Annotated in this window: 18 protein-coding genes; 12 read left to right on the forward strand and 6 right to left on the reverse strand. The window is 65.6% G+C overall.

What is annotated here, in order from left to right; all coding sequences use genetic code 11:
• Positions 1-28: 28 nt before the first annotated feature.
• On the reverse strand, positions 29-790 hold the full coding sequence (locus tag ACN9M4_RS15490) for a demethylmenaquinone methyltransferase (protein ID WP_426299383.1): 762 nt from the start codon (positions 788-790) through the stop codon (positions 29-31).
• Between the two features lie 44 nt (positions 791-834).
• Here ACN9M4_RS15490 and ACN9M4_RS15495 point away from each other — a divergent pair, with 44 nt between their 5' ends.
• From ACN9M4_RS15495 to ACN9M4_RS15510, 4 genes are all read left to right on the forward strand, one after another.
• Positions 835-2,160, forward strand: coding sequence for an isochorismate synthase (locus tag ACN9M4_RS15495; protein ID WP_426299385.1), 1,326 nt, complete (start codon positions 835-837; stop codon positions 2,158-2,160).
• Positions 2,161-2,360: 200 nt separating this feature from the next.
• A complete protein-coding gene (locus ACN9M4_RS15500; protein WP_426299386.1) occupies positions 2,361-3,167 on the forward strand; it encodes an ABC transporter substrate-binding protein in 807 nt (268 codons plus the stop codon).
• A gap of 88 nt (positions 3,168-3,255) precedes the next feature.
• Entirely contained in the window at positions 3,256-4,047 is a 792-nt protein-coding gene (locus ACN9M4_RS15505; protein ID WP_426299387.1) for an amino acid ABC transporter permease, read from the forward strand.
• Positions 4,048-4,057: 10 nt separating this feature from the next.
• Positions 4,058-4,864, forward strand: a complete 807-nt coding sequence (locus tag ACN9M4_RS15510; RefSeq protein WP_426299388.1) for an amino acid ABC transporter ATP-binding protein — start codon at positions 4,058-4,060, stop codon at positions 4,862-4,864.
• 63 nt (positions 4,865-4,927) lie between these two features.
• On the opposite strand, the gene ACN9M4_RS15515 is transcribed toward ACN9M4_RS15510, so the two are convergent.
• Positions 4,928-7,186 (reverse strand): immunoglobulin-like domain-containing protein, encoded by a 2,259-nt coding sequence (locus ACN9M4_RS15515; protein ID WP_426299390.1) that lies wholly within the window; start codon positions 7,184-7,186, stop codon positions 4,928-4,930.
• A gap of 135 nt (positions 7,187-7,321) precedes the next feature.
• Positions 7,322-9,859 (reverse strand): alpha-L-arabinofuranosidase C-terminal domain-containing protein, encoded by a 2,538-nt coding sequence (locus ACN9M4_RS15520; protein WP_426299392.1) that lies wholly within the window; start codon positions 9,857-9,859, stop codon positions 7,322-7,324.
• 369 nt (positions 9,860-10,228) lie between these two features.
• Here ACN9M4_RS15520 and ACN9M4_RS15525 point away from each other — a divergent pair, with 369 nt between their 5' ends.
• The 8 genes from ACN9M4_RS15525 to mmsB all read left to right on the forward strand — a co-directional run bounded on the left by ACN9M4_RS15525 (position 10,229) and on the right by mmsB (position 20,647).
• Positions 10,229-11,209, forward strand: a complete 981-nt coding sequence (locus tag ACN9M4_RS15525) for an ABC transporter substrate-binding protein (protein ID WP_426299394.1) — start codon at positions 10,229-10,231, stop codon at positions 11,207-11,209.
• Positions 11,210-11,314: 105 nt separating this feature from the next.
• A complete protein-coding gene (locus tag ACN9M4_RS15530; protein ID WP_426299396.1) occupies positions 11,315-12,838 on the forward strand; it encodes a sugar ABC transporter ATP-binding protein in 1,524 nt (507 codons plus the stop codon).
• Entirely contained in the window at positions 12,835-13,914 is a 1,080-nt protein-coding gene (locus tag ACN9M4_RS15535; protein ID WP_426299398.1) for an ABC transporter permease, read from the forward strand. Before ACN9M4_RS15530 ends, ACN9M4_RS15535 begins: the two co-directional genes overlap by 4 nt.
• The gene (yjfF, locus tag ACN9M4_RS15540; protein WP_426299400.1) at positions 13,914-14,930 is read left to right on the forward strand and encodes a galactofuranose ABC transporter, permease protein YjfF; all 1,017 of its coding nucleotides are present in this window, start codon (positions 13,914-13,916) and stop codon (positions 14,928-14,930) included. Before ACN9M4_RS15535 ends, yjfF begins: the two co-directional genes overlap by 1 nt.
• 42 nt (positions 14,931-14,972) lie before the next feature.
• On the forward strand, positions 14,973-16,421 hold the full coding sequence (locus ACN9M4_RS15545) for a family 43 glycosylhydrolase (RefSeq protein ID WP_426299402.1): 1,449 nt from the start codon (positions 14,973-14,975) through the stop codon (positions 16,419-16,421).
• A gap of 243 nt (positions 16,422-16,664) precedes the next feature.
• Positions 16,665-17,789 (forward strand): multiple monosaccharide ABC transporter substrate-binding protein, encoded by a 1,125-nt coding sequence (gene chvE, locus ACN9M4_RS15550; protein WP_426299404.1) that lies wholly within the window; start codon positions 16,665-16,667, stop codon positions 17,787-17,789.
• Between the two features lie 30 nt (positions 17,790-17,819).
• Entirely contained in the window at positions 17,820-19,349 is a 1,530-nt protein-coding gene (mmsA, locus tag ACN9M4_RS15555; protein ID WP_426299406.1) for a multiple monosaccharide ABC transporter ATP-binding protein, read from the forward strand.
• Between the two features lie 5 nt (positions 19,350-19,354).
• Positions 19,355-20,647 carry a multiple monosaccharide ABC transporter permease gene (gene mmsB / locus ACN9M4_RS15560; RefSeq protein WP_426299408.1) on the forward strand — a complete coding sequence of 431 codons (1,293 nt, stop codon included), beginning with the start codon at positions 19,355-19,357 and terminating at the stop codon, positions 20,645-20,647.
• Positions 20,648-20,738: 91 nt separating this feature from the next.
• Here mmsB and ACN9M4_RS15565 read toward each other — a convergent pair whose 3' ends face one another.
• The 3 genes from ACN9M4_RS15565 to araA form a co-directional block, all read right to left on the reverse strand.
• Entirely contained in the window at positions 20,739-21,719 is a 981-nt protein-coding gene (locus ACN9M4_RS15565; RefSeq protein WP_426303496.1) for a LacI family DNA-binding transcriptional regulator, read from the reverse strand.
• A gap of 77 nt (positions 21,720-21,796) precedes the next feature.
• Complete coding sequence (locus ACN9M4_RS15570; protein ID WP_426299410.1) at positions 21,797-22,696, reverse strand: aldose 1-epimerase family protein; 900 nt, start codon at positions 22,694-22,696, stop codon at positions 21,797-21,799.
• Entirely contained in the window at positions 22,693-24,213 is a 1,521-nt protein-coding gene (gene araA / locus ACN9M4_RS15575; protein WP_426299412.1) for an L-arabinose isomerase, read from the reverse strand. The genes ACN9M4_RS15570 and araA overlap by 4 nt, the downstream gene beginning before the upstream one ends.
• Positions 24,214-24,221: the final 8 nt, after the last annotated feature.

Genomic DNA, 24,221 nt, shown 5'->3' on the forward strand with positions numbered 1-24,221 from the left:
TTGTTTAAGGGAAGGCTTTCGGAGGGAACTAGGAGGCGCGGCGCGGCTTGAGCTGGCGGCGCAGCTTGGCCACCGGAACACTGTCCGTGTGCCCGGCGGCCGGCTTCCGGGCCCGGTGCACGGCCACGATGCCGCCGCTGAGGTTGCGGTAGGTGACATCCTGCCAGCCGGCTTCCTGCAGCCACGCGGCCAGGTGGTCCTGGTCAGGCCAGGCGCGGATGGACTCGGCGAGGTAGACGTAGGCATCCGGGTTGGAGGAGACCTTGGTGGCGATGGCCGGCAGGGCACGCATCAGGTATTCGGTGTACATCGTGCGCCACAGCGGCACCACCGGGGCGGAGAATTCGGCGATTACCAGGCGCCCGCCCGGCTTGGTCACGCGCAGCATTTCCGCAAGCGCCTTGTGCGGTTCGTTGACGTTGCGCAGGCCGAAGGAAATGGTGGTGGCGTCAAAGCTGTTGTCCGCGAAGGGAAGGTTGGTGGCGTCGCCGGCCACGAAGTTGATGTCAGGGCGGCGGCGCTTGCCCACCTTAAGCATCCCGAGGGAGAAATCGCAGGCGACGACGTCGACCCCGGCGTCGGCATACGGCTCGCTGGAGGTTCCGGTTCCGGCGGCGAGATCGAGGACCCGCTGCCCCTGCTTTGCGTCCACGGCTTCGACGACCACCCGGCGCCAGCGCCGGGTCTGCCCCATGGAGAGGACATCGTTCACGACATCGTATTTGGGGGCGACATCGTCAAACATCGTCGCAACTTCGTCCGGACGCTTTTCCAAGGATGCTCGGTTCACCCAGCAATTGTCTCAGACAATCCCCGGAGTACTGTTGTTCCATCATGACGAGCACGCTCCGCACCTTGACAGTCCCCCTCGATGAAGACGCCACCGCCGGGGGGCTGCCGTCGTTTCTGGTGCGGGACGACGCCCTCTGCTGGACCCGTCGCGAGGACGGCCTGGTGGCCTTCGGCGAACTCACCCGCTTCACCGGCAGCGGACCCGAGCGCTTCCTCGAGGCCGATATCTGGTGGCGGCACATGGTGATCGAAGCCGAGATCACCGACCATGTCGGCATTCCCGGCACCGGCCCCCTCGCGTTCGGAACCTTCGCCTTCTCGAAGACTTCGCCGTTCGAGTCCCGGCTGATCCTGCCGGAAATCGTGGTGGGCATCCGCGACGGACGCTCCTGGCTCACCCAGTTGACCCTCGACGACGTCGAACTCACCGAAGCCGGTGCCCGCGCCGCCCTGGCGGGCTGGCTTGATGTCCCGGATACCGGACTCGAGGCAGCCACCGGCGGCAGCACCGGCGTCGGGCAGTCCTTCACGCTGAAAAGCGGTTCGCTGAGCGAGGAGGACTGGAAGCAGGCGGTGGCGGACGGCGTTGCCGAAATCCGCACCGGTAAGCTCGAAAAGCTGGTGCTGGCGCGCGACGTCGTGGCCACCCTGCCCGACGGCGTGCGGGCCGCGGGAGTGCTGCGCGAACTGACGCGCAACTACCGGGAATGCTGGACCTACGGCGTGGACGGACTGGTGGGCGCGACCCCCGAAATGCTGATCCAGGTGGAGGGCCGCACCGCGCAGGCACGGGTGCTGGCCGGAACGCTGGACCGGCGCGACGCCGAGGGCGTGGACGGCTCCCCCATGGAATACGCCGAGCGGGTGCTGGCCGGATCGGAGAAGCAGCGGCACGAACACGAGATCGCCATCCAGTCGCTCACCACCCAGCTGGCACCCTTCTCCGAGGCCCTGAACGCGCACAGTGAACCGTTCATCCTGGAACTGCCGAACGTGTGGCACCTGGCCTCCGATGTGAAGGCCGAGCTCGCCGACATCGAAGGTCACGTTCCCACCTGCCTGGCGCTGATCAACGCCCTGCACCCCACGGCCGCCGTCTGCGGCACGCCGACCACCGTGGCCGGTGAGCTGATCCGGCGCCTTGAGCACATGGACCGCGGACCGTACGCCGGGCCGGTGGGCTGGCTGGATGCGGCGGGCAACGGGGAATGGGGCATCGCCCTGCGCGGGGCGGTGATCGAGTCGCCCACTTCGGTACGGATGTTCGCGGGCTGCGGGATCGTGGAAGGCTCGGTTCCGGAAGCCGAGCTCGCCGAAACCTGGGCGAAGTTCCGCCCGATGCTCGAATCCCTGGGCATCCAGGGCTGATCGTCACCCTGCGGGGACGGGCCCCTCACTTTCCGGCCACGGAATCTGGGATTACAGACTTTGCCGTCAGGGATAGGCTTGATTTTTGGACGACTTGGTTATCCAATAGTGAAACTTAGTTTCCTGTGATGAACATCTCATGGTCGGCGCTACACTAAAGACCGATTTGCTTCGCGTCCCCCGCAACAAAAGGTAAACAAATGCATATCTCCCGTTCGTTCCTCAGCAGTTCCAAGGTGAAGGCGGCAGGTCTCCTCGCAGCCGGCGCCCTCGCCCTGACCGCTTGTGGCGGCGGCGCTCCTGCACCCGCAGCAAGCAGCTCCAACTCAGTCAGCCTGATCAACGCAGGCAAGCTCACGGTCTGCTCCGACATCCCTTACGAGCCCTTCGAATACCAGAAGGACGGCAAGATCGTCGGCTTCGATATGGACATCGCCGCCGAACTGGCGAAGGACCTGAACGCCGAGCTCAGCGTTGTGGACAGCTCCTTCGAGGCCATCGAAACCGGCACCGCCCTGACCGGCTGCGACGTTTCCATCTCCTCCATCTCCATCACGGACACCCGCAAGAACGTCATGGACTTCTCGGACCCGTACCTGAACGACGACCTCACCCTCGTCGCTTCGGAGGCTTCCGGCATCACCAACATCGACAGTGCCAAGGGCAAGAAGGTGGGCGTGCAGCAGGCCACCACCGGCGCCGCCTACGCCAAGGACAAGGGCATCGACGCACAGCAGTTCGAGGACACCGGCCTCCTGGTCCAGGCCCTCAAGGCGGGCACCATCGACGCCGCCCTGGGCAACCAGTCCGTGCTCGGCTACGCCATCAAGGACGACTCCAAGTTCAAGCGCGTGGAGAACTACGCAACCGGCGAAAAGCTCGGTATCTCCATCAAGAAGGGCAACACCGCCATGGCCGAGAAGGTCAACGCGACCCTCAAGCGCCTCACCGACGACGGCACCCTGAAGAAGCTCGAAACAACCTACTTCGGCGAAGCCGCAAAGTAGTACGTCCGGCCTGAGACACACGCCGCGAGGCCCCGTGTAAAGCACTCTGCACGGGGCCTCAGCTGCGCAACATGAATGTGAGAACACCATGGCAATGACCGCACGTCAACGAGCCAAAGTCAGCCTGTACGTCCAGGCAGGAATCTTCGTGGTGGCCATCGCAGCCCTGCTGCTGGCCACCGACTGGAAGACCATCAGCGCCAACGTCTTCAATTTCGGCAGGATCGGCCCGATGTTCCCCGGGATCTTCACCGCCGGGTTGGTCAACACGCTGATCTACACGGCACTCGGCTTCGTCCTGGGCCTGTCCGGCGGCCTGCTGCTGGCCCTCATGAAGCTCTCCAGCTTCCCCCTGTACCGCTGGATCGCCACCGGTTACATCGAGTTTTTCCGCGGCATTCCCGCCCTGCTGGTCTTCATCGCCTTCGGCTACGGCGTTCCGCTGGCCTTCGGCGTGCAGTGGCCTATCTTCGTTGTGGTGATGGTGTCCCTCGGCATGGTCGCGGCGGCCTACATCGCCGAAACGCTGCGCGCCGGCCTGCAGGCGGTCCCGAAGGGGCAGCTGGAAGCAGCCCGCTCCCTGGGCATGCCGCAGTGGAGGGCAATGGTGACCATCATCATCCCCCAGGCATTCAAGATCGTGCTGCCCCCGCTGACCAACGAGATCATCCTGCTGACCAAGGACTCCTCGCTGATCTACGTGCTTGGCCTGACCGCCTCGCAGTACGAGCTCACCAAGTTCGGCCGCGACGGCATCTCCAGCCTCGGCGCAGGCCTGACGCCGCTGCTGGTGGCCGGCGCCTTCTACCTTGTGGTCACCATCCCGTTGAGCCTCTTGGCCCGAAAGTTCGAAAGCCGCAGCGCGCGGACCAAGCGATAGGCAGGAAGCCATGAACGACGTCGAAACCACCAACCCCGGAGGCACCCAGACGGTGCACGCCGCCGGCGTGTCAATCAAGGACCTCCGCAAGTCCTACGGCTCCAACGAAGTGCTCAAGGGCATCAGCTTGGAAGTGCGGCCGGGCGAGGTCGTCTGCCTCATCGGCCCCTCCGGGTCCGGCAAGTCCACCCTGCTGCGCTGCGTGAACCTGCTCGAACAGCCCAACGAAGGCGCCATCCAGGTGGGCGGCTTCGAAGCCACCGACCCGGATGTGGACATCGACAAGATGCGCCGCAAGGTGGGCATGGTCTTCCAGCAGTTCAACCTCTTCCCGCACCTGGACGTGCTGCGGAACTGTACTATCGCCCAGACCAAGGTGCTCAAGCGCTCCCAGGGCGAAGCGGACAAGATCGCACAGGCGAACCTGGAACGCGTGGGCCTGGGGCACCTCGCCAAACGCTTCCCGGACCAGCTCTCCGGCGGCCAGCAGCAGCGTGTGGCCATCGCCCGGGCGCTCAGCATGAACCCCGAGCTGATGCTCTTCGACGAGCCCACCTCGGCGCTCGACCCCGAAACCGTCGGCGACGTCCTCGCCGTCATGCGCAAGCTCGCCCGCGAAGGCATGACCATGCTCGTGGTCACGCACGAAATGGCCTTCGCCCGCGAAGTGGCCGACCGCGTGGTCTTCATGGACGGCGGCGTGGTGGTTGAGGAAGGCGTGGCCGAGAGGGTGATCGGCGCGCCCCAGCAGGCGCGCACGCAGGAGTTCCTGCGCCGCGTCCTGGATCCGACCCACATCGAGGTCGCAGAGGACTAGGCGCTTCCAGTACAAGAAAGGCTCCGGCAAACTGCCGGAGCCTTTCTTGTGTCCGTTGCCTGCTCAGCCGAGCTGGGTGCGCAGCCGCTCCAGCTCGGTCTTGGTGACCGGCAGGACCGTGCCGTGGCGCGGCGCCCGGGGCAGCTCGTAGTTCGTGGAGAGCTTCCAGTCCGGGTTTTCAAGGCTGGTGCTTTCGAGCGGGATATAGCCGCGGCCGCCGAATTCATCGACGAACAGGTAGTACTTGTCCCCGGTGTTCGACTTGAAGACCGTGGGCCCCTCCACCCCGCCGGTTCCTGCCTTCTTGCCGATGCAGTTTCCCATCAGGGTCCAGTTGCGCGGGCTGGTGGCCGGGAGGTCCACCGCCAGAAGGTCGTCCGACTTCTCCTGCATGATGTCCAGGCAGCCCGACACTTGGCCCTCGTCCTTGGTGAACCGGTAGAAGGTGCCGCCCTCCTCGATGACCGTCGAGTCGATGACCGAGTTGCCGGGGTCGTTCCACACCTTGGCCTCGCTGAAGGTACGGAAGTCCCGGGTGGTGGCGTACATCATCTTGTTGTAGGTGCCGCCGCTGTGGTTGGGATCGTTGTCCGCGTAAATCTTCGACGCCCAGTACACCACGTAGGCGCCGATCCTGGCGTCATAGTGTGCTTCCGGCGCCCAGGTGTTCCCGGCGGTGTCCGGCGAGACCTTCACGTGCCGCTGCGCGGACCAGTTGACCAGGTCAGTGGACTCCCAGACCTCGATGTACCGGCTGCCCTGGCGCTGGGAAGCATCCCAGCTGGTTCCGCTGCCGATCGAGAGGTCGGTGGCGATCAGGTAGAACTTGTCGCCCTCCGGGGAGCGGATGACGAAGGGGTCGCGCAGTCCCTTGGTGCCGAGGCTCGAACTGAGCACGGGCTTGCCGCCATTCAGTTCGTCCCATTTCAGGGCGTCGTTGCCGCGGCTGGCGGCCATGTAGATGTTCTCCCCGGCGAGGTCGTTGCCGGTAAAGTACGCGAAGGCATAGCCTTCCTTGGCTTCGGCCCTGGGCAGCGGAAGCACCGTGACGCGGAACCGCTTCTGCTCCTTGGCTTTTCCGGCCGTGACGGTGGCCTGAAGGTTGAGCACGGCGGGCTTGCTGCCGTAGGCGGGCCGGGTGACCTCGCCCGTGGCGGTGATGACGGCGTCGTCGCCCGATTTCCATTCCACCTTGGTGCCGTGCAGCCCCGCCGTGGGAAGGGTGATGTTGCCGCGGATCGCGTCGGCATCCCACACGTTCAGCGCTGCCGCGGCCTCAGTGGTTTTCTGCCGGTCGCTGATGTCTTCCAGCACCGTGACGGCAAAGGACTTCGACGCCGATGCTCCGCCGGAGGTGGCCGTAGCGGTCAGCGTCACGGAGGCGTTTCCCGTCCGGTAGGCCGGGCGGGTCACCGCACCGTCCGCGGACACCGTGGCAGGGTCGGTGGACGACCAGGTGTAAACGGAGCCGTTGGGGCCGGCGGCGGGCAGCGACAGGTCCGCCGTCACGGCGGAGGTATCGCCCAAGGTCAGCTCCTGCAGGTCCAGCGCGACCCGCTGTTCCGGGGAAACGTAGCCAAGTTCGCGGACCTCGTCCGCTGAGAGGGCCCGGTCGTAGATGCGGAAGTCGCGGACCTGGCCCTTGAGGTACTTGTCCGCGCTGTAGACGGAGCGCCCCAGGTAGTTCGCCGTCGTCGTTCCTCCTCCGATGCTGCCCGGCGTGATCGTGACGCCGGTCTTCCGGGCTACTTCGGTGCCGTCCTCGTAAAGAACGGCGGTTCCGCCGCTGAGGGTATAGGTGATGGTCTTCCAGGCCCCTCGCGCAAGATCCCGGTTGGCGCTGGTGGTCTGTTCGGTGGACCAGTTTCCGCTGGCAATGGAGGTGCGGTAGGAGTTTCCGGTGGTGAAGAGGTAGCCGTTGCCCGCGCCGTTGCTGGTGTTGCCCAGACCCCAGATGAAGTAGGGCGTGCCCTGGTCCGCTGCGATCTTCACATCCGTGGAGACCGTGATGGAGTCGAGGCCGCGCATGACGTCGTCCGGCAGCTTGACGTAGCCGTTGCTGCCGCCGAGCTGCAGCCCTTCGGCGCCCAGCAGGGTGGCGTCGCCGCTGACCACGCCGTTGCGTCCGTTGCCGGAGCTGTCCTCCGCCACGGTGCCGGCGGTTTGCGTGAGGTTGTACTTAAGGACCAGTCCGTCGTCGACGGCGGCATGTGCGGTTGTGCCGGCGGCCAGGCTGCCGAGGGCGAGCGCCGCGGATGCGGCCAGTGCGGCTGCCGTGGTGATGGCCGGGCCGGTGCGGGCCCGTGAGTGGAGCGGGAGCATGGGTCACACTTTCGTGTCGGGCGGCCCGGAGGCCGCTTGAACTGGATGATGGAAGCAAACGGTGGGATGGCAAGGGAAGGCCCGGCTGCGATCCAGCCGGGCCTTCCCGGTCCAAGCCATGGGCTTCGGTGTTGCCTACTTGCGGGCTGCGGCGAGCCGGATGAAGGTCACCGACTTGGGCTCGAACTCATACGTGAAGGCAGATCCCGCACCGCTGAAGGTGCTCGACGCCGGGGACAGGTTCTGCCCGTCGGCGGTCTGCTTGAGCGTGGTCACCGCCGCCGTGGCACCGATGTTGGCCGCGCCGGCCACCTTGATGTCCACCGGGGTCTTTTCGGCGGAGGTATTGACCACCTTCACGATGGTGTCGCCGGACGCGGCGTCCTTGGTGACCACCGAGTACACGGGGTCGGCCTGGGAATCGTCCACCGTGCCCCACAAGACGCCGTCGAGGTAGAGCTTGGCCACGCGTCCGGACACTTCGATCCGGATGTCGTATTCCTTGCCGGTCTCGATGGTGGTGTTCTTTTCGATGACGTTTGTCTTGCCTCCGTTGACGGCTTTTTCGACGACGGACTTCGTGTTGTTCCAGCCGCCCAGGTTCCACCAGTAGTAGTTTCCGGTGTCCTTCACGCCGAAGGCGACGAGGAAGCCTTCCGAGCCGGCCAGCTTGGTGGCCTTGGTGCTGAGCGTGTAGTTGTTCCAGTCGGCACTGCCGGCCGTCACCATGGTGTTCTGGGCGGTGGTGCTGGACTGCACGTAGGCGCCGTTCTGGATGGACCAGGACCCCGTGCCGTTGCCGGTCCAGGCTGCCGCCGTTTCGGAGAAGTCATCGCTGAACAGGGTGGCGCCGTCCGCGCCGGTGACCTTGACGTTGTCGTAACGGGCGGAAGTGGCCCAGGTGGAGAGGCCGATCTTGCCGGCGATCGGCGCCACGGTGGAGGCCGGGTTGTCCTGGGTACTGGGCACCACCTGGGTTCCGACGTTGTTCATGAACAGCTTCTGGACCTCGTAGTTGGGGGTGCTCCGGACGGACGTGCCGTCAAAGAACAGCATGTCCGGGCTCCACTGGGTGTTGGCCACGTTCGCGATCAGCGGCGCGTAGGACGCCATCTTGACCACATCCGCGTTCCGCTCGAGGCCGGTCATGTAGGAGGCTTCCGCCAGCGCGTTCTCGGGCTTGTTCCCCCTGGACGCGTATTCACCGAGGAACACCTCGTAGCTGTCGCGGCTGTAGGAGTCGTAGCGGTGGTTGTTGTTCAGGAACCAGGACGGCTCGTTGTAGTAGTGCTCGTCCACCAGGTCCACGCCCGTGGTGGCGTTGAACGCAGAGAGGTCCTCGAACTCCGGGCCTTGGCTGAACGGGCCGGTGTTTCCGATGATCTTGATTTCGGGGTGGGCCTTGCGCACGGCGTTGTAGAACTGGGTGAAGTACGCCTTGAATTCGGGCTTGTATTCCTCGTTGCCCAGGCTGATGCGTTCGAGGTTGTAGGGTGCGGGGTGGCCGTAGGCGATGCGCTTGGCGCCCCATTCGGTGCTGGCGTCGCCGTTCGCGAATTCGATCAGGTCCAGGGTGTCCTGGATGTAGCGGTCGAGCGTTGCTTGGTCCGGGGCCCGGTTGCTGTCCCCGCAGCCGGTCACGCCCACGGGAACCACCGGCACGGGAACCGCACCCATGTCCTCGGCCCACTGGAAGTACTCCATGTAGCCCAGGCCATAGCTCTGGTTGTAGCCCCAGAAGTTCCGGTTGGCCGGGCGCTGCTCCACCGGGCCGATGGTGTCCTTCCACTGGTACGTGCGGGCCCGGGTGTAGTTGGGCGCGGTGTAGCTGTCGTAACTCCCGGTGTTGACGATGCAGCCGCCGGGGAAGCGCAGGAATCCGGGGTGCAGGGCATCGATCTTCTCGGCAAGATCCTTGCGCAGGCCGTTTTCCCGGCCGTTCCAGGTGTCCTCGGGGAACAGGGAGACCATGTCCAGCCGGACTGTGCCCGTTCCCTGGACCACGGTGGCGAGCCGGCCGGCGCCGGTGGAGGACTTGGGCGACAGGGTGGTCTCGTACTTGGCCCAGTTGTCACCTTTGACCTTGATGGTGGCCAGGGCCAGCCGGGTGCCTTCCGCCGTCTCCAGCGTCACGGCAAGGGTGGAGCCAGCGGGGTTGGAGGTCCGCGCCCACACCGAGTAGTTGTACTTTTTCTTCGCCTCGAGCTTCTGCCCGGCGTTCCAGCCACTGTTGCGCACGCCGACGCCGGCGCCGCTTCCCGCGCCGGCCGTGGTGGCGTCGATCTGCAGGTAGTTCCGGTTGTTCTCGTTCAGCCGGTCACCGTCGTTGACGACGGCGACCGTTCCATCGCTGCCGCGCCGCAGGGTTTCCCAAGCGGTCATCGGGGTAAACGTTCGGTTGTCGGCGGAGTTGAACTCGAACGACCTGTTCTGGACGAGTTCGGCATAGATGCCGCCGTCGGCGCCCTGGTTGATGTCCTCGAAGAAGGCCCCGTACATGGTCGGCTCGATCGATGCTCCCGAGCCTGCGGCGTTGATGTTGATGGTGCGGTTCTCCGGCGGTTCGGCGCTCGCTCCGATGGCCGGCGCGAGGGCCAGCACGGCTGCGGCCAGTGAGCCGGCAAGCACCATGGTGCATGCCCGCCTGGCGGGGCTAGTTGCTTTGCTTGACATGGGAAAGGGCCTTTCTCCATTGAATGGTCCGCCGGGACTACGGCGCAGGACTTGGGGGCGGCGTCCGGCCGGTTCCGGCATCGTGCCGAAGGGCGCATCGAACAATCTGAATGGCCAGCTCCAACAACTTTGTGAACGCTAACAACCGTGTCGCCGGACACGAGTATTCGCCATTGCCGCACGGCTTGTAAAGGGGTTTTCAAAAAGCCCCACAGGCCCTTCGGGGCGGATTGGATTTGTGACGCAGGCTACTTGACGATGAAATTGTTAGCGTTCACAATGTTTCGCAGAGCGCATCAGCTCACTTGCAGCAATGGCGGTGTACGAGTTTCTCCCGCCTGCATGTACCTACGCCTCCGGGAGGAAATTGTGTTCAAGAAATCCCTGCTTGCGGTGGCTGCCGCATCCATGCTCGCCCTCACCGCCTGCGGCGGCAGCGCGGGCGCCGGCGCGGCGGGCGCCTCCGGCAACGACAAGATCACCATGGGCTTTGCCCAAGTGGGCGCCGAAAGCGGCTGGCGCACCGCCAACACCAAGTCCGTCCAGGACTCGGCCAAGAAGGCAGGCATCGAGCTGAAGTTCTCTGATGCCCAGCAGAAACAGGAAAACCAGATCAAGGCCATCCGCTCGTACATCCAGCAGAAGGTCGATGTCATCGCCTTCTCGCCGGTGGTGGAATCGGGTTGGGACACGGTGCTGAAGGAAGCCAAGAACGCGAAGATCCCGGTGATCCTCACCGACCGGGCGGTGGATTCGGCAGACAAGTCCCTCTACAAGACCTTCCTTGGCTCCGACTTCGTGGAAGAAGGCAAGAAGGCAGGCGAATGGCTGGTGAAGGATTCCAAGTCCGCCACGGACACCGTGAACATCGTCGAAATCCAGGGCACCACCGGGTCCGCCCCGGCGAACGACCGCAAGGAAGGCTTCGCGGAGGCCATCAAGTCCGATCCGAAGCTCAAGGTCATCGCCTCCCAGAGCGGCGACTTCACCCGCAGCGGCGGCAAGCAGGTCATGGAGGCGTTCCTCAAGAACAACGCCGACATCGACGTCGTGTTTGCCCACAACGATGACGAAGGCCTTGGCGCAATCGAGGCCATCGAAGCCGCGGGCAAGGTGCCGGGCAAGGACATCAAGATCATCACCATCGACGCCGTCAAGGACGGCATGACCGCCCTGAGCAACGGCAAGATCAACTACATCGTCGAGTGCAGCCCGATGCTCGGCGACCAGCTGATGGACCTGGCCAAGAAGGTCGTCGCCGGCGAGAGCGTGCCAGAGCGCGTCGTCACCGAGGAAACCACCTTTACCCAGGAGCAGGCGAAGCAGGCCCTGGCCACGCGCCCCTACTAGGCCAGTACCCGTTCCGGCGCCCCCCGGAACCCCGTGCGGCGGCACCCGGCTGCCGCCGCACGGAACTCCGGCCGCAAGGCAGACCAGCACAGAAAAGACAAGAGGATGAACGAAATCGTTCCGGTCGTCGAGATGACCGACATTGCCATCGGCTTCCCGGGGGTGAAGGCGCTCGACGGCGTCGACTTCCGGCTCTTCCAAGGCGAGGTCCACGCCCTGATGGGCGAAAACGGCGCCGGGAAGTCAACCCTGATCAAGGCCCTGACGGGGGTTTACACGGTTGACTCAGGAACCATCACGGTCCTCGGGGAGACAAAGCGCTTCACCGCCCCCGCGGAATCCCAGGCCGCCGGCATCAGCACCGTCTACCAGGAAGTCAACCTCTGCCCCAACCTCACCGTCGAGGAAAACGTCCTGCTGGGCCGGGAGCCGCGGCGCCGCGGGGCGATCGACTGGAAAGGGGTGCGCTCGCGCACCAGGGAAGTCCTCGCGGAACTGCAGCTGGAACACGTTGACCCCGGTTCCCTCCTGTCCAGCCATTCCATCGCGGTCCAGCAGCTGATCGCCATCGCACGCTCCGTGGAGGTCAACGCCAAGGTCCTCATCCTGGACGAGCCCACGTCAAGCCTCGATGCGGGAGAAGTGGCCCAGCTCTTCGGCGTCATCCGGCAGCTGCGGGACCGCGGCGTCGCCATCCTGTTCGTTTCACACTTCCTGGAACAGGTCTACGAAATTTCCGACCGGATGACGGTGCTCAGGAACGGGAGGCTCGTGGGCGAATACCTGACCCGGGACCTTTCCCGCATGAGCCTCATCTCCAAGATGATCGGCAAGGAACTCGAGGCCCTTGCCGAACTGGACGAGGCTCCCGCCCGCACCCGCAGCCGCTCCGCGGACGGCACGCCTTTCCTGGAAACCGAAGGCCTCGGCCGCAAGGGCTCTGTGGCCAACGTGGACGTGTCCATCCACCCCGGCGAAGTCCTCGGACTGGCCGGCCTGCTCGGCGCCGGCCGCACTGAGATCGCCCGGCTGCTCTTCGGCGCCGACAAGGCAGATGAAGGGCTCATCAGGATCAAGGGAAGCGAACACAGGATCCGGTCCCCGCGCGCCGCCATCGACCAGCGGATCGCCTTCTGCTCGGAAGACCGCAAGAAGGAGGGGCTGATCGGCGACCTGTCCGTCCGCGACAACCTGGTGCTGGCCATGCAGGCGAGCAAGGGCTGGGCCCGCCGCATTCCCCGCCGCACCCAGGACGAACTGGTGGCCGAGTACATTGAGGCCCTCGACATCCGGCCGGCCAACCCGGAAGCGCTCATCAGGAACCTCAGCGGCGGCAACCAGCAGAAGGTGCTTCTTGCCCGTTGGCTGGTGACCCATCCGGAACTCCTCATCCTCGACGAGCCCACCCGCGGCATCGACATCGGCGCGAAGACACAGATCCAAAAACTCGTGAGCCGGCTCGCCGCCGAAGGCATGTCCGTCCTCTTCATCTCCTCCGAACTCGAGGAAGTCCTTCGCGTCAGCGACCGGATCGCGGTCATCAAGGACCGGGCAAAGGTAGCCGAAATCAACAACGACGGCGTCTCCGTGGAAGACGTCATGGCGGTCATCGCCGGAGGTACCCAATGACATCGCACCAGCCCGCCAAGCCGGGCAACCCGCTCAAAGCCATCTTCGCGCACCGCCTGGCGTGGCCGGTCATCGCGCTGGCCGCCCTGCTGCTGCTCAACCAGCTCTTCCGTCCGGACTTCCTTGCCCTGAGGATGCAGGACGGGCACTTGTACGGCAGCCTGATCGACATCATGCGCAACGGCGCACCGACCATCCTCATCGCCCTGGGCATGACCCTGGTGATCGCCACCCGCGGCATCGACCTCTCCGTGGGGGCCGTGGTGGCGATCGCAGGTGCGGCATCCTGTGCCTACATCGCCGCGTCCCCCGAACCGGGGTCCCCGGCAACGGCACTGACCGCGGTCCTGATCGCCGTCGTCGCCGGCCTCGCGGTGGGCGCGTGGAACGGATTCCTGGTGGCAACCATCGGCGTCCAGCCGATCATCGCCACCCTGGTGCTGATGACGGCGGGCCGCGGCATCGCGCAGCTCATCACCGGCGGACAGATCATCTCCGTCTCCAACGACAACTACAAGGCGATCGGAGCCGGCTACCTGTTCACCCTGCCGGTGTCCATCCTGGTCACGGCTGCCATCTTTGTGCTGGCGGCGGTCCTGACGCGGCGCACCGCGCTGGGCACCCTCATCGAAGCCGTCGGCATCAACCCGGTCGCCAGCCGCCTCGCCGGCCTGCGGTCCCGGAACATCGTGTGGATCGTCTACGTCTTCAGCGCCGTCTGCGCCGCCTTCGCGGGCCTCATGATCAGCTCAAACGTCACGGCGGCGGACGCCAACAACGCCGGCCTGTACATCGAGATGGATGCCATTCTGGCCGTGGTGATCGGCGGCACCTCGCTGGCAGGCGGCCGGTACACCCTCACCGGCACCGTGGTGGGCGCGTTTATCATCCAGACCCTGACAACCACGGTGTATACCCTCGGGATTCCGCCGGAAGTCACACTCGTCTTCAAGGCCCTGGTGGTCATCACCGTCTGCCTCCTCCAGGCACCGAAGGCCCGGAAGGTGTTCGCACGCCTGAAGGCCACCGCCCGCCCCGCCGCAATGGAACCCGCCAAGGAAAAGGTGGCCCTCTGATGCCCCAGCCCTCAACGCTCGCACCCCGCGCAGCGACGAAAACCGCGGCACCGCGCAGGCAACTGCGCGGGAACGCCCGCTACGCCCCCACCCTCGCCACGCTGGGACTCTTCCTCGCAATGTTCGCCGTGGGCGCCGGCATGTACCCGAGCTTCCTGTCCGGCCAGGTCTTCCTCAACCTGTTCATCGACAACACCTTCCTCATCGTCCTTGCGGTCGGCATGACCTTCGTGATCCTGACCGGCGGGATCGATCTCTCGGTGGGTGCCGTCGTCGCGCTCTCCATGATGGTGGCCGCCACCCTCCTCCAGCAGGGCTGGAACCCTGCGGCGGTGATCGTCCTGGTCCTGTTGATCGGCAGCACCCTGGGGCTCGCGATGGGCCTGATCATCCACTACTTCGACATCCAGCCTTTCATCGTCACCTTGGCCGGCATGTTCCTTGCCCGCGGCCTCTGCTACGTCATCAGCCTCGATTCCATTCCCGTGACGGAAGGCTTCTTCACAGGCATGGCGCAGGCCCAGATCCCGCTCCCGGGCGAACTCTTCATCTCCCCCGGCGTGGTGCTGGCGCTGGCCATCGTTGCGGCGGCGTTCTTCGTGCTGCACCACACCCGATTCGGCCGGACCGTCTACGCGATCGGCGGCAACGAGAACTCGGCCATGCTGATGGGCCTTCCCGTGCGGACCACCAAGATCCTGGTCTACGTGCTGAGCGGCCTCTGCTCCGCGGTCGCCGGCATCCTGTTCTCCTTCTACAGCCTCTCCGGATACAGCCTTGCTGCCCAGGGGATGGAACTTGACGCTATCGCTGCGGTGGTAATCGGCGGAACCCTCCTGACCGGCGGGAGCGGCTATGTCCTGGGATCGGTGGTGGGGGTGCTGGTCCTCGGCATCGTCCAGACCTTCATCGCCTACGACGGAACCCTCAGCTCCTGGTGGACGAAGATCGTGATCGGGGCCCTACTCCTGGTCTTCATCCTGCTGCAGCGCCTGTTCACCCGGAAAACCGCCTGACCCTCACCACCGCAAGCCCATGCCCGTCGAAAGGACCACTCCATGGATTTGAACCGCCACCTGTCCCGCCGCCTGCTGCTCGGTTCGGGGACCGCCGCAGCGGCCGCAGCCGCATTCGCGGGAACCGGCGCGGGCAGCCTCCTGCTCGCCCCGGGAGCTGCCGCGGCCCCGGCACAGGACCCCGTGATCAACCCGGTCGTCCCCAAGCGGGCGGACCCGTGGCTGATGAAGCACACGGACGGAAAGTACTACTTCACGGGTTCCGTGCCCGAGTACAACCGGATTGTCCTGCGCTCCTCGCCCACCATCGCCGGGCTGGGCGGCGCGGACGAAACAGTGGTCTGGACACGTCCCGCCTCCGGCACCATGGGCGGGCACATCTGGGCCCCGGAACTGCACCACTTCGACGGCCAATGGCACATCTACTTCGCCGCCGGCGACAGCAATGATGTCTTCCGGGTGCGGATCTACGTCATCTCCACGGATGCCGCCGATCCGACAAACGCCGTCTGGGGACCGCCCGTCCGCGTGTACACCCACGCGGACACCTTCTCCCTGGACGCCACCACCTTCGAGCACGGCGGCACCCGCTACCTGCTCTGGGCGCAGAGCGACACCGGCGTGAACTCCAGCCTGTACATCGCGTCCATGTCATCGCCGTCCAGGCTGTCCAGCACCCCGGTCCGCATCGCGGTTCCGACCCTGGACTGGGAAACCCGCGGATACAAGGTGAACGAGGGGCCAGCCGTCCTCGCACGGAACGGGCGGATCTTTGTCACGTTCTCAGCGAGCGCCACCGATGCCAATTACTGCATGGGCCTGCTCACCGCGGATGCCTCCGCCAACCTGCTCGATGCGGCGTCCTGGTCCAAGACGCCGCTGCCGGTGTTCACCACCAACGAGGGCTCCAAACAATACGGGCCCGGCCACAACTCCTTCACCGTGGATGAGGACGGCAATGACGTCCTCGTCTACCACGCCCGGTCCTACCGGACCATCGTGGGAGACCCGCTCTACGATCCCAACCGCCACGCCCGGGTCCAGCAGCTGCATTGGCACGCCGACGGGACCCCGGACTTCGGCGTGCCGGTGGGCGACGGCGAACTTCCGGTCCGTCTGGAGCCGGCGTCCGCTGCGGGTACTTTCCTGGCGCACGACGGCGTCACGGTCACCGCAGCCTCCTCCCCCGCGCTGGGAGCATCCCAGTTCCGGATCGCGCCCGGCTACGCCCGGAAGAACTCGGTCGTCATCGAACCGGTCCTCACCAAGGGCCGTTACCTGCGTGTGCAGGGAGCGGCGGTGACCATCGCGGCCACGGAAGGCTCGTCGTCGGCGTTCCTGCGGCGCGGCGGCTTGTCCGACAATGCGGGCGTCTCCTTCGAGTCGGTGGACGCCGCGGGCAGCTACCTGCTGTTGCGCGACGGCGTACTGTGCGTCGCCAAGGCCGGCAAGGACGAGCGCGCGGCGGCGACTTTCTTCCTGCGGCACTGAGTCCCTACTGCCCTGCCGCTCCGGGGTCCTGTGAGTTGCTTCACAGGACCCCGGCGGGATATCATGACCCTAGATTGTTAGCGCTAACAGCGCGACAGGACAAGCGCAGTAGAAAAAACACGACAGAACACACAGCAGCACTGACACCACAAGCCGGGCGCAGATGGCCGGCCACGGTGAGCACCGACGCTCGCCGCGCAAGCACGATTCGCGGCCCCGAGCGGGCCGCGGAAGGAGAACTACGTGAGACTCAAGAAGCTCCTGGGCGCCGTTGCCGTCGTCCTGGCCCTCGCAGCAGGAACGACCGCGTGCGGCAGCCGCCCTGGCGTCGCCAGCGGAACCAGCAGTGCCGATGCCTCCGGCGCCCTGGTGGGAATCTCCATGCCGACCCAGACCTCCGAACGGTGGATCGCAGACGGCAAGAACGTCTCGGAATCCCTCGCGAAGCTCGGCTACAAGACAGACCTCCAGTACGCCAATGACGATATTCCCACGCAGGTCTCGCAAATCGAAAACATGCTGACCAAGGGCGCGAAATCCCTGATCGTGGCTGCGATCGACGGCACCACCCTGACCGACGTCCTGGCCAAGGCCAAGGAACAGAACGTCAAGGTCATCGCTTACGATCGCCTGATCAACGGCACCCCCAACGTGGACTACTACACCACCTTCGATAACTACGAGGTGGGCGTGCAGCAGGCTACCTCGCTGCTGACCGGGCTTGGCCTTCTGGATGCCGCCGGCAAGAAGGTTGAGGGCAAGGGCCCGTTCAACGTGGAACTCTTCGCGGGCAGCCCGGATGACAACAACGCCAACTTCTTCTGGACCGGCGCCATGGACACGCTCAAGCCGTACCTCGACGCCGGAACCCTCAAGGTTCCCAGCGGCCAGACCAAGTTCGAGCAGGCCGCGATCCTGCGCTGGCAGGCCGCCACCGCGCAGAAGCGCATGGAGGACATCCTCACCGCCGCCTATGGCTCCGGAAAGAAGCTCGACGGCGTGCTCTCGCCTTACGACGGCCTGTCCATCGGGATCATCTCGGCCCTGACCAGCACGGGCGGCTACTCCAAGGGCGACCTGCCAGTGGTGACCGGGCAGGACGCGGAAAAGGGTTCCGTCAAGTCCATCATCGCCGGGGAACAGTACTCCACGATCTTCAAGGACACCCGCAAGCTCGGTGAGCAGGCCGTGAAGATGGTGGACGCCGCGCTGAAGGGCCAGGAGCCGGAGATCAACGACGACAAGACCTACAACAACAAGGTCAAGGTGGTTCCGGCCTACCTGCTGAAGTCCGTGATCGTCACCAAGGCCGACTACAAGCAGGAACTGATCGACACCGGTTACTACACCGAAGCGGACGTCAAGTAACAGGCTCCACCGGATCAGCGGGAATTGACCATGAACGTACCCATTCTTCAGATGCGCGGGATCACCAAGACCTTTCCCGGCGTCAAAGCCCTCCAGGACGTCACCCTGGACGTGAACCGCGGTGAAGTCCATGCAATCTGCGGTGAAAACGGGGCAGGCAAATCGACCCTGATGAAGGTGCTCTCCGGCGTCTACGGGCACAACACCTTCGACGGCGACATCCTCTTCGAAAACGAACCCTGCGCTTTCACGTCCATCAATGACAGCGAGAAGCGCGGGATCGTGATCATCCACCAGGAACTCGCGCTCAGCCCCTACCTGTCCATCGCGGAGAATATCTTCCTCGGGAACGAGATCGCTCCGCGCGGCTGGGTTGACTGGCGCAAGACCAACCTGGAGGCCGCCAAGCTGCTCGCCAGGGTCGGGCTGGACGAGAACCCGGTGACCCCCATCCAGCACATCAGCGTGGGCAAGCAGCAGCTCGTGGAAATCGCCAAGGCACTGTCCAAGGAGGTCAAGCTCCTCATCCTGGACGAGCCCACCGCGGCCCTGAACGATGAGGACTCGAACCACCTGCTGGACCTCATCCTGCATCTGAAGGGCCAGGGCGTCACCAGCATCATCATCAGCCACAAGCTGAACGAGATCCGGAAGGTGGCGGACGCCGTCACCATCATCCGGGACGGCAAGTCGATCGAAACCCTGAGGTTGGACCAGGGCCAGATCACCCAGGAACGCATCATCCGCGGCATGGTGGGCCGGGACCTGGACAGCCTCTATCCGGACCGCACCCCGCAGATCGGCGAGGAAGTGCTCCGGATCGAGGACTGGACGGTGCAGCACCCCCAGGACCACAGCCGCACCGTGGTGCACAACGCCAGCCTCAACGTCCGCAAAGGCGAGGTGGTGGGCCTGGCCGGACTGATGGGAGCGGGCCGCACGGAACTGGCCATGAGCGTCTTCGGCCGCAGCTACGGCAAGGCCGTCTCCGGCAAGGTGTTCAAGTACGGCAAGGAGATCAACACCTCCACCGTTCCACAGGCGATCGCCCACGGCATCGCCTACGCCACCGAAGACCGCAAGCATTACGGCCTGAACCTGATCGAGGACATCAAGCGGAACATCTCCATGGCCGCACTGCCCAAGCTGGCGAAGCGTGGCTGGGTGGACAAGAACCGCGAAACCGCTGTAGCCAACGGCTACCGCGAAAGCATGAACATCAAGGCCCCTGCGGTATCAGCCATCACCGGGAAGCTTTCCGGCGGGAACCAGCAAAAAGTCGTGCTGAGCAAGTGGATGTTCTCAGACCCTGACGTGCTGATCCTTGACGAACCCACCCGGGGCATCGACGTCGGTGCCAAGTACGAGATCTACACGATCATCGCCGGGCTCACCGCGCAGGGTAAGGCGGTGATCGTGATCTCCTCGGAACTTCCCGAACTCCTGGGCATCTGCGACAGGATCTACACGCTGTCCGCCGGGCACATCACGGGCGAAGTACCGATTTCCGAGGCCTCCCAGGAGACCCTCATGCACTACATGACCCAAGAGAAGGAATAGCAGCCATGTCCGCCCTACGAGAATCCCTCGGCTTCCTGGCAAGCCGCCTCCGCCAGGTCGGCATCTTCGTTGCCCTGATCCTGATCGTGCTGCTGTTCCAGCTCCTCACCGACGGCATCCTGCTCCAGCCCCAGAACGTCACCAACCTGGTGGTCCAGAACAGCTACATCCTGATCCTGGCCATCGGCATGGTGATGGTGATCATCGCGGGCCATATCGACCTCTCCGTGGGGTCGATCGCCGGATTCATCGGCGCGGTGGCCGGCGTGATGATCGTGCACTGGGGCTGGCCGTGGTGGGCCGCCATCCCCGCCTGCCTGCTGGTGGGCGCCCTGGTGGGTGCCTGGCAGGGCTACTGGATCGCCTACGTTGGCATCCCTGCGTTCATCGTGACCCTGGCCGGCATGCTCATCTTCCGCGGCCTGACCCTCATCACCTTGAAGAACCAGCAGATCACCCCGTTCCCGGACGAGCTGCGTGCCCTCGGCGGCGGCTTCCTCCCGGATATTTCCGGCGGGACCTCGGTACTGGAATGGCTCACCGTGCTGCTGGGCGTCGTCGGCACCGCCGCGCTGCTCTTCCAGTCCGTCAAGGAACGCCGGGTCCGCAGCAGGCTGAACCTGGAAAACGAACCGATGGCATGGTTCGCCACCAAGACCGCGTTCATTGCAATCCTCATGCTCGCCATCACCTTCCTGCTGGCCAGCTACCGCGGCACACCGATCGTGCTGATCGTCCTGGCCGTCCTGGTGATCGGCTACTCGGCCCTGATGAACAACAGCATCTTCGGCCGCCACACCTACGCGATCGGCGGGAACCTGCACGCCGCGCAGCTCTCCGGCATCAAGACCAAGGCGGTGACCTTCCGGCTCTTCGTGAACATGGGCATCCTTGCCGCCCTGGCTGGCCTCATCTTCACGGCCCGGCTCAACTCGGCCCAGCCGGCCGGCGGCACGGGCTTCGAGCTGGACTCCATCGCCGCGGCGTTCATCGGCGGCGCGGCCGTGCAGGGCGGCATCGGGACGGTGGCCGGGGCCATGATCGGCGGCCTCATCATGGGCGTCCTCAACAACGGCATGTCCATCCTGGGCCTCGGCACGGACTACCAGCAGCTCATCAAGGGCCTGGTGCTCCTCCTCGCAGTCGGCTTCGACATCTTCAACAAGAACCGCGCCGGCGGCGGATCCTCCATCGCCAAGCGCTTCAAGTTCAGGACCACCCCGCCCGCCGCGGAGGACGCTACGGCGCCAGCCGAACCGGCGGCGGTCCCGGCCGACCGCGCCCCGAGCAAGGTCTGAGTTCATAGCAAGCACGACGACGGCCCCGCACCTTTTGCGAAGAAGGTGCGGGGCCGTGGTCGTACTGTCCGGGGATGATCGCCGCCAACGGCTAACGGGGCGGCGCCGTCGACGCCCGGAGCACGAGGCCGGGGCTGAGCACCGAGCCGGTGCCGGCGGCCCCACCCTCCATCTCGTCCAGCAATAGGCGGATGCAGCGGGCACCGAGTTCCGTGAAGCCCTGGTTGACGGTGGTGAGGGGCGGGACGAAATACGCGGCCTCCGGCTGGTCGTCGAAACCCACCACGCTGATATCGTCCGGGACGCGCAGGCCGGCCTCGCCGAAGGCGCGCAATGCCCCCAGGGCCATCTGGTCGTTGGCGGCAAACACTGCAGTGACGTTGCCCTGGGCTGCCAACTGCAGTCCGGCGCGGTAGCCGCTTTCTGCGCTCCAGTCACCCGGGATGAGCGGGCCGCCGGACTGTCCGGCCCGGTCGAGGGTGCGGCGCCAGCCTTCGGACCGGGCAGCGGCATCAGTCCAGTCCGGCGGTCCGGAGATGTGGGCAATCGCAGTGTGGCCGAGGTCCAACAGGTGCTGCACGGCGAGCGCGGCGCCGGCGCCCTGGTCCACTGCCACATCGCCCAGCCGGTCCCCCGCCCCGAAGCCCACCGACACCAGCGGGACAGGAACGGCGATGGTGCGCAGTGCGGCGAGCATGGTTTGGTGCGGCGCGATCACCACGATTCCGTCCGCAGGCTGGAGCAGGAAGTGTTCAAGGGCATCGGTGATTCCCGACGGCGTGACGCGGCTGAGGCTGGCCATGCTCACGGAATAGCCGTGCTCGCGGGCAGCCTGCTGGACGCCGAGGAGGGTGTTGGCGGGACCGTAGAAGCCCATTCCGGCGCCCAGGACTCCGATGGCGTGGGAGCGGCGGGTGACGAGCCGCCGGGCTGCTGTATTCCTGCGGTAGCCGAGTTCGGTGATGGCGCGCTCCACGCGCATCCGTGTCCTGGCGCTGACATGGGGGTGGCCGTTGAGGACCCGGGAAACTGTCTGGTGGGAGACTCCTGCCAGGCGCGCCACATCCTCCATGACGGGAGGACGCGGCACGGCACCGCCTGTGACCGCGCCGGTCACACTGCGAAGGCCGGTCACACTGCGAAGGCCGGTCACATTGCGAAGATGGTCCACGCCGCGTGGTGCGTGGCGCCTGCCTCGAGCCGGACCAGGTCGATTCCGCTGTTGAAGGCATCCGGCGGGCAACTCATGGGCTCCACGGCCAGGCCCAGCCGGTTCGCCGCCGGGGGTTCCTTGTCCGCGGTGTGGATCTGCAGCCACCGGCAGCTGCGGTCCCAGGACATGCCGACGCCGGTCCCGCCGGGGTCCCGTACGAGGACGCGCGCCTCGCCACCGTCGTCGAAGGCGATGTCCGTGAAGGCGTGGTCGATCTCGGTGGCGCCGATCGCGCGGGGCGCCCTGAAGTCGAAGGCGTGGCCCACCACGCTGCGCGTTCCCTTGGGCAGCAGGCGGTCCGGCGTGACCTCCAGGAATGCCCCGGCCGGGATTTCAAGGGTCCACTGGTCCAGGGGTGCGGGTCCGGCCACCAGGTACGGGTGCGGGCAGACGCCGTAGGGCGCAGCCGTGCCGCTGGCATTCAGGGCCGTCACCTGCGTGTGCAGCCCGGCATCGTCCAGGGTGAAGTGCGCCTGTAGCTCCAGTACAAAGGGGTAGCCGGTTATGGGCCCCACCGTGCACGTCAACGTGAGCGAACCGGCGTCGTGCTCTTTCGGCGACCAATCCAACGGGAAAGCGAGCCCGTGCAGCGACGTTTGCCGCTCGGGTTCATTGACCCGGAGGTGTTGCACCTCGCCGTCGAAACGGTAGATGCCGTCCGCGATCCTGTTGGGCCAGGGCGCGGCGATGATGCCGCGGTAATCGGGGATCGGCTCCCCGGCAGCGAAGGGAACCACGAGATCGCGGCCCTCGAACGTGAGCCGGCGAAGGGCAGCCGCCCGGGCGGTGACGATCGCTTCGTAGCCGCCCGAGCGGAGGATGAACTCAGTGTTCACAGCCCGCCGGCCAGCTTGTAGTAGGCGGCGTTCCAGCTGAGTTCCTTCTTGAACTGTTTGATGGTGGTGCCCTCGTCGATGGTCAGGAGTTCGGTCTTGGCGATTTCGGCGAAGTCCTCGAACACGTCCAGGCCCACCTGCGTGGACAATACCGTGTGGTGGGCTGCGCCGGCCGTGAGCCACGCTGCGGCCGACGTGGCGAAATCGGGCTTGGGTTCCCAGAGCGCCCGGGCCACTGGCAGGTTGGGCAGCGGTGCGTCGAGGTCCACCACGTCCACGGCATTGGCCACGAGGCGGAAACGGTCGCGCATGTCGGACAACGCGACGACGACGCCGGGTCCGGCGTCCGTGTCGAACACCATCCGGACGGGGTCTTCCTTGCCGCCGATGCCGAGGGGGTGGATTTCGACCCTCGGCTTCGTGGCGGTCAGGGACGGGCAGACCTCAAGCATGTGCGCGCCAAGGATCTTCTCCGAGCCGGGCTCAAGATGGTACGTGTAGTCCTCCATGAGGGAAGCGCCTCCCGGCAGCTCCCCGCCCATGACCTTGGCCGCGCGGACCAGGATGGCGGTCTTCCAGTCCCCTTCGGCGCCGAAGCCGTAGCCGTCGGCCATGAGCCGCTGCACGGCCATGCCGGGAAGCTGCCGCAGTTCGCCGAGGTCCTCGAAGGACGTGGTGAACGCGGCGGAGCCGTTGGCCTCGAGGAAGCTTCGCAGGCCAAGCTCGATCCGGGCGCTGTAGCGCAGGGACTCGTGCCGGGCACCGCCGGCCTGCAGCTCCGCCGCCACCTCGTAGAGGCGCTCGTACTCGGCCACCAGCGCATCGACGTCGGACTCTTTCGCGGAATGGACCACCTCGGCGAGTTCGTTGACGGACCAGGTGTTGACCGAGACTCCGAACCGCAACTCGGCTTCGGTCTTGTCGCCTTCCGTGACGGCGACGTTGCGCATGTTGTCGCCGAAACGGGTCAGCTTCAGGGCGCGGACGGCGGCCCAGCCGGCGGCGGCCCGCTGCCAGATGCCAAGCTGGCGGGCGACCTCCGGATTGGAGGCATGGCCGACGACGGTCTTGCGCGGCACGCCAAGGCGGGACTGGATGTAACCGAATTCGCGGTCGCCGTGGGCTGCCTGGTTGAGGTTCATGAAGTCGAAGTCGATGTCCGCCCAGGGCAGGTCCCGGTTGGCCTGGGTGTGCAGGTGGAGCAGCGGTTTGCGGAGCAGGTCCAGGCCTTGGATCCACATCTTGGCCGGGCTGAAGGTGTGCATCCACGCGGTCACGCCGATCACGGCATCGTTGGAGTTTGCTTCCAGGGCCGTGCGCCGGATGGCGTCCGAATCGGTGAGCACGGGCTTCCAGACAAGCTTGACCGGCACCTCGGCCGAAGCGTTCAGCAGCTCGGCGATTTCCCGGGACTGGGCGGCCACCTGCTTCAGGACGTCCTCCCCGTACAGGTGCTGGCTGCCGGTGAGGAACCAGACTTCGTAGTGGTCCAGGGACGTGGTGTTGGCGCGGGGCATGGTGTCTC

The organism is Arthrobacter sp. R-11, from assembly GCF_049913155.1.
Lineage (GTDB): Bacteria > Actinomycetota > Actinomycetes > Actinomycetales > Micrococcaceae > Arthrobacter.